Source organism: Acetoanaerobium noterae, from assembly GCF_900168025.1.
GTDB classification, from domain to species: domain Bacteria; phylum Bacillota; class Clostridia; order Peptostreptococcales; family Filifactoraceae; genus Acetoanaerobium; species Acetoanaerobium noterae.
Window position 1 is genome coordinate 675,874 of sequence record NZ_FUYN01000001.1, and the last position, 14,019, is coordinate 689,892.

The window sequence follows — 14,019 nt, forward strand, 5'->3', positions numbered from 1 at the left end:
CTTTTTTAATCTCATCGCTTTTCTATCCTTAATACATTCTCCATTAACTGAGTATCTTTATGAAATAAATACACATTTTTATCTTTGTAAGTAATATAGTAATTTGAAAGCTCTTTTAAATCTAATAAAATCTCAGAACCATCTATATTGACTACATTCAAAGCTATGTCTTCTTCCCATATCATTCCCGAAGTAATTAGTACATCTTCAAGGAACAAACCCTGCTGTCCTTGTATTTCTTTTGTTCTAACAACTTTTTCCATGCTTTTGGGAAAGATTACTGCATCCTTTGTAGTTGAAAAATGAGTCATTTCTTTTACATTCATTCCAAGTTTAAAGTTTGGAGCTATGTTCATAGGTGCATTTTCCCCATCAACTTTAATGAAATACCTTTGTCTCACTATAGAAATCGTTTCATTTTTTATCAGTCCATCAGAAGCCGCCATGGTAAAAAAGCCTTTTTCATCCACAAAATCAAACTTATTTAGGATTTTCCCTATCTCAATAGATTTGTCTTTGCTTCCATAATACTCATAATAGTATGGTTCTATATCTCCTGTTAAAGCATCAAACATATAGACTTTATCTACCTCCTTAGGAGATATTTGTTCATATAAGTCTATACTCGAAACCATTTTCACCCAGTAAGGCCCCATCTCATTTGGCAGTGCAACTCTAACAGGCTTTTCTTCTTCCTTTAATTCCTTTCCATCTACTTCCCAGACCAAAATAACTTCATTTGCTTCTAACTTTTCTCTGTCTATCATGGTATAGTAGCCATCTCTGCCTGTGATGCCCACTCCTTCAAATTTGCTTAAATCCAGCCCTTGCTTTTCTAGAATAGTTCTAAGGCTCGGTCCTTTTACTTTCATAGGAGTCTTGGTTCCTGTAGTATTAATTAATACTACACTCATATCGAGCTGTTCAAAATCTTTTAGCTTTTTGGTATCAATTCTTTGAGAACCACCATCCCAGTTAATTACAAAGCTATTGACATCATTTTCCCAAATTTCTTGTGAAACTACATCAGGCACTTTTTCCATTTCTATGCCACGCACTTTATATTGATACGCTCCTATTGCAGCATTTACTGCATTAACAACTGCCTGTGAGCTCACTGTAGCACCCGTAACCTGAATTATGTCCTCAGGTTTTTCCTTATCTAGTACGACTAGATTCAAATATTTATTTGCCCCTATACCTTTAAATCTTTCTAAAAACCAGTTTTCTTCTACATGCTCAGCATATCCAACTGTTTCATTGTGATTTAGTATTTCTATTCCTTTGAGTTCATCACTCTCGTCATCTAAGGCAGCCAATACTTCAATTGGGCCAACATACCCAACACAACTAACTACAAAAGCCTTTATTACTCCATCTACCTCATATGCTCTTTTTACAGCTGGTAAATTAAGAGAAACAAATGTATCATCAGCTATATCTTTTACTAATTTGATTTTTTGAGCCTCAGGATAAAACGCTTTGATTTTTAATTTTTCCTGCGACGCAGTATTGTTTAGAATAAATGAGCACCCAATTACAGCAAGTATTATCCCCAAAATTATTATATAAAATTTTCTGTTTTTCATTTTATCACTTACCTTACTCAACTATTATTCTATCAATATTAGAAACCCACTGAGGCTTATTTACATCGCCTGCTTCTTTTTGGCCTACTATAAGCTTATACGGTGGTCCATCTGCGACATCATATTCTATTCCCTTTTCTTCCCAGGCTATAATCATGGGAAATTTTTTATTTGGATTGGTTTCATCAATATAATCTAATTTTTTTACCTGATTCACGGTAAATTCCATACTATATCCATCAGTGGCAATTAAAGTAATTTTTGATGCATTTGGAGAAATTTTTGCTTTTTGTTCTAGCAAGCTCCACAGCTTAACTCCCTTAAATAAGGTATGACCTGTTGTTCCGAAACTATTTAATGAATAAAATTCATCTTCAAAAATAATATCATTCATCGATTTTAATTCAGCTAAGGTTAGATTAAGCTTGTTTGCGATATTACCTTGTATTTTTAAAGTATTTGCTTCTGCTTTTTCTTCTACCTTTTGAACTTCTGCTAAGCTAGGTTCTGCTGAATTAGTTTCTGCTATATCATTATTTTCTTGTTTTTCTGGTGCTTGAATTGGCTTAGGCTCCTTAGAACTTTCTAATTTTTCTTCAGAATCCTCTTTGTTAACATTGGAAGCTAATTCCTGAGAAATTTCTTCCTCAGGAATATTACTAGCACTGTCATCTTCTCCATTAACTTTTATGTCTTCATCTTTTGACTTAGTATTTTCAGTTTGCGTAGATACATCCACGGATTGCTCTGTATTTTCTTTTGAAGTACATCCCCCTAGCATTAATATCCCAAGCAATAAAATTAATGCTAGTATACGTTTTGATTTAGATGGCATCTTTGCTAGCCTCCTTTAAAAGGTTTATTCTTCTGACGAAATAGCTGCTCCTCCATTACTTCCTACAAAAATACTGTCTTTGTCTACATCAATATAATAAATATTATCCCATTGTCTACTTGGAAAGGTATTTGTCGAATCTATTTTTTTTAGAATTTTACCTACTTCTTCACTTACAAGTAGCCCACTTCTATGAGTTGCTATATATAATCTTCCTTTATGTTTTTTATCTGCTTGTATAGCTCTTATATCATCTTCTGAAGCTATGTCAGGAAATAAATCTTTTGCCTTATATACTTTTTTTACTCCATTTTTAATGTAATCAATTTCTGCATGTCCTTGCCCTGGATAATTTCCTGATCTAGTTATCCATATACTGCCTTCACTGTCAATTGAAATACTCCTTACCCAGTTTGTTCCAAAAGACTTATTCTCAAAGTCAGTATACGTAGTGATTTTTCCTGTTTTATCAATATACTGATAGCCTCCTATATATTTAGGATTTTCAGTATCTCCTATAGTATCTGGATAAAACCCTATCCATACACCACCTTTGTCATCAGGCTCAATAGCATCCACAGAGCTTAGAATCAATCCATTTTTCTTAGTATATACCTTCCATAAATTATTTTTATCTATATATACTGCTCCACTTCCTGTTCCTATCCACATGCCACCTTTACCATCTAGCTCTAATTCTTGGACAAAATTCGAAGGAAGTAAAGAATTTTCAGTATTTAGAAGTTTCCAACTATCCCCACTTTTAACTAGTATTCCCTGTGGAGTTTGAGCTCCTCCAAGAGCCATCCAAAGTTCTCCATTTTCACGCTGTACTATAGCATAAGAAATATCGACAGTTACTTCTCCTCCATTGTCAGTTGTAATTTTTGTAAGATTGTTCCAACTTCCTTTGGGGGTCTTTATCGCTACTCCTGCATTGTTAGTTCCTACCCAAAGATTTCCATCCTTGTCTATCTCCATACATCTTACACTAGCTTCTGGTAATTCTTTTCCCGTGTCATTTTTATACAGCTTCCATATATTATTATCAGTTTCGTTTTTTGCTAAAGCAGAATCATTTGCGGTTCCAAAATTGAGTTGCTTAACATCTTTCATTTCTGGAGCTTCATAATCTCCCGTTCCTACTACGATACAGTCTACCCATTTCACCCACATAGATTTACTTTCTTCAACTACTAATCTCAGTGGACCATAAGCATTGTTGTTAATATAGCCTGTACTTCCTTCATTTGGAACAAGAGGATAACCATCAACTGCATAAGCAAGTAATATTTTCTTTAGCTCTCCCTTGGAATTAACACTTCCGTTTATAACCTGGTCCGTGCTTCGTAGAATTTGATTGTAGCTTTCTCCACTAAACACTCTTATACTTGGTGACTTAACTCCATCCTTAAGCTCTACTGCTTTTGATATCATATCCCAAAGAACTACTCCTTCAAACTCTCTAATTCCGTCTCCTGTATATATATCTCTAATAGCGTACTGCTTCATTTCTTCAACCTGCCTTAGAGTAAGAGTAACTGGCTGTTTTATCTGAGACCCAGTAATTCTAAGTGCTGGCTTATCTAGATATTCATCATATCCATTTTGATTATGACTCCATGAATCACCTGCAGTCACATCTTTATGATTTGCTTTTCCTTCTATGCTACTTTTTATATCTGTAGATATAGATTTTCCTCCACCAATAATAATTTCTTTTAGAAATTGTACTTGATTTGAACCATTAGTGTCATTGTAGTTGGTCTTTCCAAAAATTATTCTTAGTGGTCCACCATCATTTCCTAGGCCTGCATTATATCCACTATCAGTAGGTCTAGTGACATATGGATATCCGTTGAATCCATATGCTAAAAGCACTGGCATTCCAGAGTTTAACGGCTTAACCTGATTTCCATCAAAGCTTCCGTCACCTTTATCCATAGCCTGCTTTTCGTAGTATCCATAGAGTGAACTATCCTTTATTTCTTTAATTGTCATAGGCGCAAAATTGTAATTATCTGCTGCTATGAATTGAATACTAGTGGATTCATCTATATTTGGATCTATTCCAGCTTTAAGTAAGAGTTCCCATAGAGTAACACCTTTATACTTATTGTAATACCAAAAATATTCGCTATTTGATAAACTATATTCCATTTCTAACTGAATATCCTTCATGGCTTCTAAATCCGACACTTTATACCTTACCTCTTTACTCATCTTATTGCCATGAATCACAATTTCATAGTCCGTGTACTTGGTGTCATTATATGGAGAATAAGTATGCTCATAAATATTTTTTGCATCTTTTTCTTCAACATACATATATGCAACATTAGAAAATTCCTTTGCATCTTCGCTCTCTTGCTTATAAATAAGTTTGAAGCAGCCATTATCGTTGTATTTATCAGGCTTAAATCCAACATCTGTATCTAAATAGACAAGAGGTACTCCATTGATACCATAGGATACTGTATACTTATCTGCCTCAGAAATTGGTACAGTAAGAATTGGCTGCCTTGATTTATTTTTGAACACAATATTTCCTGCATTAGGCTTTACTTTTACATAGTTGTCAATCAAGTGCTTAACATTCATTCCTTCATATGTGTTTTTGACAATCTTATTCTTTATTTTTTCAAAGGTTGTGACTATTCTTTGACCTTTCGAATCTTCTTCTATCTGTCTGAGCGATATAGCTCTATATCCCTCAACAGCTGGCCCCTCTACTGTAAATGTTGCACTAGATATAGCATCGACATTGTAAGGCGCTCCTATATAGTCTATATGCTTATATGTGGATTTTATTGCTGGCTTTTCTAATGTAGATTCTTCTCCTATTGTAATTTTTACAACTTCTTTTCCCCACTTAGACATATTCATATCATCTATGTTTGTTTGCCCAAACAATAGTTTTGGAAAGTCTTTATCCAAATCACTATCTGTAAGAGCTCTATCTTTCCAACTTACTGGTGGCTTAAATTTATCCTTTGGAAAATCTGCTAAAACTGCTGTATATCTAGCAATCATTGGTGATACTTTTACTCTTTTAGCTTCTGTAAAATCACTTGAATAATATGTATTTTGTAGCTCACTTACTGATTTATTAAACTCAAATCCATCTGCACAAGTAAATTTTACTGTGTAATCCTTATCTGTTTTTAAATTGGTTTTTCCTATTAAATCAAATAAATCATAGCCTTTTGCCTTAACTATCTTATGAAAACTTAAACTATTATTGGTAGAATAAAATCTTTCAGTCATTTTATACTTAGACCAGTCAGATGATGTTATTTTGACTTCGCTATGAATTCCACTGCCAGTAATTAATAGCTCTGTAGCTAAGCCTTCCGCAGATATAGGATTAAATACCATCAAAGAAAAAATCATGCATAATGTAAGTAAATAACTTAAGCCTTTCAACTTTCTCTTATCCATACTTATCTCTCCCAACCTATGCAAATGAGCGAAAGCTGTTGCTATCGCTCATTTACTTAATTCTAGACTGTTATTATTTTTTAAATAAAGTATTATAGACTATAGATGCAGCTTCTGCTCTATTGACAACTTTCGCTGGTTCAAAGTTTTCTGTTGCAATGCCTTCAAAAACCCCTTGAGCTTCAAGCCATGCTATAGAATTTCCTGCCCATCCAGGAACCATATCCTTATCTACATATTTTGACTTTTCCATTACAAACTTAGTCATTTTTGCTTCAGCTACGACTCCAGATTTTACAGCTGCTTTTCCTGCTACTACAGCTATTTCTTGTCTGATTATAGCTTTTTCAGGCTTAAATGAACCATCTGTATATCCTGTGAATAATCCTGCATCAACAGCTGCTTGAACATAAGGAGCAAACCAATCACTGGCATCTACATCTGTAAATCCACCTTTGTATTCTTTAGGTTCATATCCTAAAGAAGCAACCATAATCGTGCATATTTGAGCTCTCGTAAGGCTAGCCTCTGGGTTAAATTTCCCTTCACCCATTCCATTTATAATTCCTTTTTTAGCAAGCTCTTGAATAGCTACTTCTGCAAATTTATACTCATTAGTTATATCATTAAACACTATAGCTTGTGTTTCTTCAGTATTTGATTCTGGAGTAGTACTTGATTCTGGAATATTAGAGGTTTCAATAGCCTCTCCTACAGAAATATTAACAACCATTTTGAATACAGTCCCAAATTCTCCTGCAGTTTTTACTTTCCTATAAACTGTTATTTCTTCACTGTCAGCATTGTCATCATTATTGATATTTTGGCCGTCAACTTCATAAGCTAAAACATATTTTAGCTCTGGATTAAAAATATCTTTTAGTGATTGAGGATCTATTGCATATCCATCTGATGCTGTAAATAAAACCTGTGCATCATTTGCAGTTACACCTGCTTTTTCTTTTAGCACATAATCAAGACTAACCCCTTTTACCTTAGCAGATTTCTCTCCCGTCTTGCTATTATAAATGTACTCATCTTCGATTTGAGCTTCTGCAGGCATTGCCTTTAAATCTTCTAGCGTAAGCTTTAATTCAGTTTTCAGCCCCACTCCTGTAAGCTCTACAGCGACCTTGTCTCCCCCTTGTGCAAATACTGCTGATTGAGCTATCAACATTACTAGCACCAAAAAACTTGTTACAAATCTCATCTTTTTCCCAAACATTTTTACATACACCTCTTCCTTTTTTTCAAGTAAATCTTCAAGCATTTTAAGGAAGCACGCACAAAAAAACAGCATGCCTAATGGAATGTTGTTTTGCGCATGATATTCTCCTTTCCATCAGGAGGCCTGATTGTTTCCAATCAAACCCTATCGGCACAGCAACCATAAATTTAAAAATCCACAGGTTGAAATGCTCGGAGATTTATTTAATTGAATAATATTTTAACATACTTATCAACCAGTGTAAATAACAGAACTTTCTAAAAATTTTTCTTTCTAGCTTTGTTTATATAACAACTTATTTTTACAATTAATCTTATTTATTATATGAAAAAACCTCCAAAAATATAAGCAATTTTAAATTAACTTACCTTCTCCGGAGGTTTATTTCATATTATATTTTGGGCATAGTTTTGAAATACTATTATATTAATCTAAAATTTAAATTAATATAATATGAGAGCATAAAATCAATTATTCTTCATCTTCACTATCCTTAGCTTCTTCTTTTTCTTCGTAGTACTTTAAACCCTCGTGAATTTTTTCTTCGATTTCATCATGGCTTAGTCCTGTTAATATTTCTAGTCCTTCCTCTACATTAGAAATAGAATATATATGGAACTCTCCTTTTTGGACTGCTTCTACTACTTCATCTTTGAGCATGAGGTTCTTGACATTTTGCTTTGGAATTATAACCCCTTGGTTTCCAGTTAGACCCTTTAGCATACATACATCAAAGAAGCCTTCAATTTTTTCATTAACTCCACCTATAGGCTGAATTTCTCCCTTCTGACTGATAGAGCCAGTTACAGCTATATACTGTTTTATTGGTATTTGAGCTATGCTTGATAGGATAACATAAAGCTCAGTAGAGGATGCACTATCGCCATCTATACCTGAATAGTTCTGTTCAAAGGTTATGGATGTTGTAACTGATAAAGTGGTTTCCTTAGCATATTTTTCACCTATATAGCCCGAAAGAATGAGAACTCCCTTGTCATGACTAGAGCCACTTCTTCTTACTTCTCTTTCTACGTTTATTATTCCAGCCTTGCCTTTATAGCTAGATGCTGTGATTCTTGCAGGCTTTCCAAATGAATATTCTCCTGTTCCCATGACAGCAAGTCCATTTATTTGTCCTATTTTTTCTCCATCTATATCTATTAGAAGCGTTCCATCTTCATACATTTCATTTAGCTTTTCTTCATACTTATTGTTACGGTATCTCTTTGCATTTATTGCTCTTTGTACATCTTGAGCGGTAACAAATACACTAGTCTCATCACTAAGTGCATCAGCTTCATATAGTATTTCTACTAGCTGGTTATATCTTGAGCTTAGTTTATCCTTGCTGTCAGCTAGTCTTGAGCTGTACTCAACAACCTTTTCGACAGCTTCCTTTGAAAAATGCTTTAGACCCTTTTCTTCGCACTGAGTGGCGATAGAACGTGCAAATTTATATACATTCTCAGATGATCTTTGCATTTCCACATCAAAATCTGCCATAATTCTAAATAGCTTTCTAAAGTCTTCATCATAAGAAAATAAAACACTATAGGTGTAATAATCTCCTATAAGAATCACTTTTAAGTCCATATCAATAGGCTCTGGCTTTAAGGTTGCTGTTACTATATAGCCATATTGCTTATTAAGAGTTTCAATTGTTACTTTATTTGTTTTTAACGAACGCTTAAGACCTTCCCAAGCAAACTGATGAGAGAATAAATCCTTCACATTTAAAATTAAGAAGCCTCCATTTGCTTTATGAAGTGCGCCTGGTTTTATATCCATAAAGCTCGTTGTTAAGAAGCCCATTTCATTTTTATATTCCATCATACCTGTTAAGTTATAGTAGGTAGGATTGGTTTCATTTACTATAGGAGCTCCTATTCTATCTGAGTTATCTATAAAAAGATTTACTTTATATCTTTCGAAGAATTTTTTTGGATCTTCCTTTTGAATAGAAAATGGATTCGCTGAGGCTTTTTGTTGTCCCTTAAATTTATTAATGTGCTCGACCATATCCTCTTTTAAATCGTTAATATGCAGGATTACCTTTTCATTGGCGCTGTATTTTTCTACTATATCGTCAAAGAAAAATGAAATAACTCTCTCTCCTGTTTTTCTATCTAGCTCAATTATTTTTTCTCTTAATTTTTGCTCTAGATTTCTCATTCGGTTCATATATTCAGTTACTTCTTTATTTAAGTCCTGAGACTTATCTCTTAATCTTGCAAACTCATCTTCAGAAAGGTTGTTATATTCTTCATCACTCATTAGACTACCATCTTCCTTTAAAGGAATAGTAAGCAGTCCTTGATTTCCCTGCTGAAAAAAGAAACCTCTATCTTTCGCAAACTCATTTAATTCTTCAATTAAGTTTTGTCCCATTCTTTCATATTTCTGTGCTATTTCATTATTTCTAAGTTCATACTCTCTTGAGGTGAATACCTTTGGTATCTCTTCGTAAAGCTTATCTACTACTGTATCCATATCCTTTTGAAAATGCTTTGCTTCTCCTGCTTGAAAGCTGATTGCCTTAGGTTCATCTGGGTTTTTAAAGTTATAGACATAGACATAATCTTTGTTGTTCTTTTTTGTCTGAGCAACTTTTGAAACCATCGAATAGGTATAGCTGCTTCTCCCTGTTCCGCTTATACCTGCTACAAATATATTATAGCCCTTTGCTTTCATTTTCAGTCCAAAGTTTAGAGCTTCTGCTGCTCTTTCTTGGCCTATTATCCCTTTTAAAGGCTTTAAATCCTGAGTGCTTTTAAAATCAAAATCATCCATATTGTATTTTAATTTTAAATCCCTAGGTTCTAATCTCCATTTTGAAATATCTACTGGCACGGCTGATTCCCCCTTATAAAATGAGTCCTTAAACCATAGTTACCCCTTTTACGCTTTGATTAAATCAAAAATTACCTAAATAAAGCATAAAAAAATAGACGATGCTGAAGTCGTCTATTTCTAACTATATTAGCTACATAGGCTTATCTTTTTTTATAAGCACCTTTAGTGCAAATACAGGTATAGCTCCAAGTCTCTTAATTCTCCACGGCTCTTTTATTGCTCTATATGCCCACTCTAGTCCGAGCTTTTGATATAATTCTGGTGCTCTTTTCACTGTACCAGCATATACATCTAAGCTTCCTCCTACTCCCATAAATACTTTAGCATTTAGCTTATTTAGGTTATAGGAAATAAATTTTTCTTGCTTAGGAGCTCCCAAAGCTACGAATACTAAATCAGGATTTGCGTTATTAATATGATTTATAACTTCTTTTTCATCAGGATGATTTACATTTCCAGTATGCTCTCCTTTGAAATAGCCATGATGCGTCCCAGCAATTGTTATATTAGGATACTTGATTTTTATATTTTCTGCCGCGTCTTGAGCTATGCCTTCTTTTCCGCCAATAAGATAAACGCTGTAGCCATTTTCACTTGAAAACATCAAGAGATTATCCATTAAATCAATCCCTGTAACACGCTCTTTAAGTGGTGTTTTCATTATCTTGGATGCAAGCACTAGCCCGATTCCATCTGGAACCACCATATCAGCAGATTTAATTATTTCAAATAAAGCTTTGTCTTTATTTGCGTTGACTACTATTTCACTGTTAGGGGTTACTATAAAAAACTTTTTATTAAGCTTTAATGCTTCTGCTACTCTTGAAACAGCTTCTTTCATATCTACCCTATCAATAGAAACTCCCAAAATCCTCATTCTTTGCATTTAGAACTTCCTCCGTTACTGCGATAGTAAATCATATACTTTGTGATTGTGTGTATCTGCAAGCTCAATAAATTTATTCTGATATTCCTTAAGCTTTATAGTATTCTCTTCTTTGTTTATAAAAGCATCCTTTAATTCTTTATACAGCATTTCAGCATTTAAATTTTCTACTTCCATTGCATCTTCTCTATCCATCATATGAAGAAAGCTTTGAATCTTAGGGTCATATGATATCCCAATTGGATAAACACCCATAAGAACAGAAAAAATCAAGCCATGGAGTCTCATAGCGACCATGATATCCATATTTCCAATAAGAGACAAATAATCTTCTACATAAAGATATTCATCTATTATAACTACCTTGTCCTTAATGTCTTTATTGAGATTTTTATGGATGCTTTCCATAAGCTTTAAGTCTTTGTAAAAATGAAAAGGAATAAGAACAGGTACGCAGTCCATATCCTGAACTATATCAGTACATAATTTTGCCATTTCTTCTGCTATATTATTCCCTGTCTTCCAGTGCCTTACTGATATTCCTATATATGACTTTCCCTTTATCTTACTTTTTTTCTCAAGTACAGCTTTTCCCATTTCTAATGGTGGTTTAGATATTCCAAAAACAGTATCTGTAGTAACTAAAATTTCCTTAGTCACACCGAGGCTCTCTAGTTCAAGCTTAGATTTTTCATCTCGTACATTTATGAAGTCTATGGAATTCAATATTTTCCCAAGCAACCACCTGTTATACTTCTTGTTAACTGGGCCTATCCCTTGAGAGTATATCATCACTTTTTTCTTGAATAGTCTTTTAGCAAACCATATTATACCTATATAGTAAGCAATAGACCTCTTTGACGTTACATCTTGAAACAGTGAACCTCCTCCACTTACAAGGAGATCCATGTTCTTCATTTCTTTAAAAATATGCAGCAAATTAGTTCTTTTGATAGATCTTACCTCGTGTTTTTTACTTGTAAACTCAGGATGTTGAGATAAAACTACGATATCTATCGGCCCTTCAACCCTTTTTATTCCCTCAATTAAACCTTTTAATATAGCTTCGTCGCCTACATTATTAAATCCATAATAACCAGATATGAGTATCTTATGCATCTTTCTTGACCTTTTCCATGAATTTGATAAATAAATCTGCACAAAGTACAAATATAGCTCCTGTTATAACTGCAATAGCAAGCTCATAGCTGACTCTTAGATATGAGATATAAATAGGAGTTCTAATATGGGAAAAGGTATTTAAAATATTGCTCTGCCCAATAGCTGCAACAAGGGCAAATGCAGGAAAGCTCCAAATAAATCTTTTTCTAAAGGCTAAAAATACAAATAAAATAAGCGCTGGATAGCCTAATAAGAAGGCTTTGTTTCTCGGCCTAGCTGGTAAAAATAACTCCAGCATGTTTCTTCCAAGCAATTCTATAGATGAAGGCTCAACATTTGATTCATGTCCACTTCTAAGCAGTAAAAGAGCTACTGCTCCAAGTAGTACCCCTACTATCAGCGCTTGCCAAATTTTAATATTTCCTAGCAAAAATTCTTTTATTTCATTTACTCGTAGGTAATTGTCTTTATCTTTTCGGCTGTAGCCAAAATAAGCCATGTAAGCTACAAGTGCTATTGCTAGAGGTGCTACCTGAGAAAGCTTTACCCCTTTAAAAATATCTAGCTCTAAAAGATACTTGCTCTGAGCAAAGAAGGCTACCTCATATATCGCTCCTATTAGAGATATCGCTATTGCAAGCACAAGAACTATAAGTCCTCTTGCATAGGCTTGGAAGGTTTTAACCTTTTGATCTTTTGCCAGAATATCTTTTATTATAGCGAGAACGCAAATTATAGCTAGCGATGGGAATACAATAGTTGCAAGCAGCCCAAACAGCTTATTAACTAAATCCAGCTTAATATTTGCCGCATATATTCCTCCAGTTAAAACAGCTGATGCCATAAACCCTAAAAGTAAATGCTTTCTTTTTAATTTAATAATATTTTCAAGCATTATAAATGCCGCAGCTAGGGTTCCAATCGCCGCAATCATCTGCATGCTTCTTCTTGCTCTTAGCGGCTCCATAGGCTGTACTTCACCTGGTTTTATATCGTGAGTTTTAGAAAGGCGTTCCTGCAAATCATCAAGTCTATCCTTATATATCTTCATATCAGTTACAGCCTTGCTGTTTGGCATAATAAATGGTTTAAAATATATAATTCTTATATTTCTCTCAGTAATTGCTCTATAAAAAGTATTTACTATCTCTTCTCCGTTGTGGTGCATAGGTATTCCATAATCAAATCTTTTTTGTATGAACTGCCATGTAGTAAACGCTCTTATAGCTTTATAATCCATTTTTTCAACCAACGGCTGAAGCCCTATAGTCTCTAGATGCTCTCTTTGAACTGAAGCCTCTATCATACCAACTGAAATGTTTCTATCGTACAGAGTTTTAGCAAGATAATCTAGCTCTTCGTCGCTTCCGATTACTTGCTCTCCAGCAAAAATTACATATGTTTGCTTTAGGTTGTTTTTATCTATAGAATCTATAAACCTATCTATGGATTTTTTAGCATCTTGTGTATCTGCAATATATACTGGTCTTAAAAGCACATTTAGTCCCGAAGCTTTAGCTAGCTTAATTTCGTCTTCTAAGAAGCCTAGCCCTGTGTACTCTAGCTTAGATGCTTGACCGATTGTACTAGCTCCGATTTTATTGCCAACAAAATCTCTTACAACTGTTGAATCAAAAGCCATATCCTTTGGCTTTCCTTCAATTACTAAGGTATTATCATCTCTATATGTCATTTTTCTGGATTCTTTAAGTACCTGCTTTAGCCCAGCTTCAATGAACTTCAGCCCTTCATTTTCTCCAGCTATAACTAAATCGTAGCCTTCAAAGCTAGTTCTAATTTTAAAATCTTCATTCATTTTAAGAGAATTAATAGTAGCCTCACCTATGTTTACAGAAGCTACTCCTGCTTCTTTAAAGTCTCTAAGTGATTTTTCCATGTCCTGCTCAGCTTCACTTGAGTATCTAAGCATTTCATTGTAATCTAAAGTTATTTCATAGGTTTTATAACCATTTTCAACTTTCATTCTATCAAATAATATGAATGATGATACGATAAGTCCAAGTGCTAGAAATATCGCAAGTATTCTTTCTACCCTCATAATGTT

General features: G+C 34.0%; 8 protein-coding genes and 1 riboswitch. All 8 genes read right to left on the minus strand.

Annotated elements, in window-relative coordinates; translation table 11 throughout:
- Positions 1–11 precede the first annotated feature (11 nt).
- The 8 genes from B5X47_RS03410 to B5X47_RS03445 all read right to left on the minus strand — a co-directional run bounded on the left by B5X47_RS03410 (position 12) and on the right by B5X47_RS03445 (position 14,013).
- Positions 12–1,589, minus strand: a complete 1,578-nt coding sequence (locus B5X47_RS03410; protein ID WP_242950991.1) for an FMN-binding protein — start codon at positions 1,587–1,589, stop codon at positions 12–14.
- Positions 1,590–1,602: 13 nt separating this feature from the next.
- A complete protein-coding gene (locus B5X47_RS03415) occupies positions 1,603–2,424 on the minus strand; it encodes a molybdopterin-dependent oxidoreductase (protein WP_079588798.1) in 822 nt (273 codons plus the stop codon).
- Between the two features lie 24 nt (positions 2,425–2,448).
- Positions 2,449–5,865, minus strand: a complete 3,417-nt coding sequence (locus B5X47_RS03420; protein ID WP_079588799.1) for a two-component regulator propeller domain-containing protein — start codon at positions 5,863–5,865, stop codon at positions 2,449–2,451.
- A 73-nt stretch (positions 5,866–5,938) separates the two neighbouring features.
- Complete coding sequence (locus tag B5X47_RS03425; RefSeq protein ID WP_159446386.1) at positions 5,939–7,135, minus strand: S-layer homology domain-containing protein; 1,197 nt, start codon at positions 7,133–7,135, stop codon at positions 5,939–5,941.
- Positions 7,136–7,181: 46 nt separating this feature from the next.
- A riboswitch (molybdenum cofactor riboswitch) is annotated at positions 7,182–7,302 on the minus strand.
- A 262-nt stretch (positions 7,303–7,564) separates the two neighbouring features.
- A complete protein-coding gene (locus tag B5X47_RS03430) occupies positions 7,565–9,943 on the minus strand; it encodes a Lon protease family protein (RefSeq protein WP_079588801.1) in 2,379 nt (792 codons plus the stop codon).
- 133 nt (positions 9,944–10,076) lie between these two features.
- Positions 10,077–10,832, minus strand: a complete 756-nt coding sequence (locus B5X47_RS03435) for a WecB/TagA/CpsF family glycosyltransferase (RefSeq protein WP_079588802.1) — start codon at positions 10,830–10,832, stop codon at positions 10,077–10,079.
- Between the two features lie 15 nt (positions 10,833–10,847).
- Positions 10,848–11,951, minus strand: coding sequence for a polysaccharide pyruvyl transferase CsaB (csaB, locus tag B5X47_RS03440; RefSeq protein WP_143215745.1), 1,104 nt, complete (start codon positions 11,949–11,951; stop codon positions 10,848–10,850).
- The gene (locus B5X47_RS03445; protein ID WP_079588804.1) at positions 11,944–14,013 is read right to left on the minus strand and encodes a DUF5693 family protein; all 2,070 of its coding nucleotides are present in this window, start codon (positions 14,011–14,013) and stop codon (positions 11,944–11,946) included. The genes csaB and B5X47_RS03445 overlap by 8 nt, the downstream gene beginning before the upstream one ends.
- Positions 14,014–14,019 lie beyond the last annotated feature (6 nt).